Genomic DNA, 839 nt, shown 5'->3' with positions numbered 1-839 from the left:
GTGGAGGGGCATGGGACGGGGACCCGGTTGGGTGATCCGATCGAGGCCCAGGCGTTGTTGGCCACCTACGGTCGCGAACGGCAGAACGGCCCGCTGCGGCTCGGGTCGGTGAAGTCGAACATCGGGCACACGCAGGCGGCGGCTGGTGTCGCTGGTGTGATCAAGATGGTGTTGGCGATGCGGCATGGCCGGTTGCCGGCGACCCTGCACGTCGACGCGCCGTCGCCGCACGTGGACTGGGACAGCGGAGAGATCAGGCTGCTCACCGAAGCCGAGCAGTGGCCGGCGTCGAGGCGTCCGCGCCGAGCCGGGGTGTCGTCGTTCGGGATCAGTGGCACCAACGCGCACGTCGTCCTGGAGGAGGCGCCAGCCGCGAAGCCGGAGCCGTCCCGGCCAGCTGACGCCCGGCCGGTGCTACCGGTGCTGGTGTCGGCGCGCAGTGCTGCAGCGGTGCGGGGGCAGGCGGAGCGGTTGCGCTCGTTCCTGCTCGATCGGCCGGGTGTCGCGTTGGTGGATGTGGGGTTCTCGGCGGCGACGGCGCGGGCGCATTTGTCGCAGCGGGCGGCGGTGGTCGCTGGTGATCGGGAGTCGTTGCTGACGGGCCTGGCTGCGTTGGCCGCGGGTGAGCCGGGTGTGGGTGTGTTCACGGGTTCGCCGGTGTCAGGTGGGACGGCGTTTTTGTTCCCGGGTCAGGGCGCGCAGCGTGCGGGGATGGGTGTGGCGTTGGCGGGGGTGTATCCCCGGTTCGCTGAGGCCCTCGATGAGGTGTGCGCGGAGTTGGACTCCCGTCTGGGTCGGTCGGTGCGGGGTTTGTTGGCGGCGCCGGTGGGTTCGGTTGA

Annotated in this window: 1 protein-coding gene; it reads left to right on the top strand. The window is 71.0% G+C overall.

The window, feature by feature from the left end:
- Window positions 1-27: 27 nt before the first annotated feature.
- A partial coding sequence (locus ACLQ28_RS34445; protein ID WP_425690438.1) for a ketoacyl-synthetase C-terminal extension domain-containing protein occupies window positions 28-839 on the top strand: 812 nt, incomplete at its 3' end.

Origin of the sequence: Micromonospora sp. DT201, from assembly GCF_049841575.1 — a bacterium.
Taxonomy (GTDB): Bacteria; Actinomycetota; Actinomycetes; order Mycobacteriales; family Micromonosporaceae; genus Micromonospora.
This window is presented reverse-complemented; position numbering and strand designations above follow the sequence as displayed.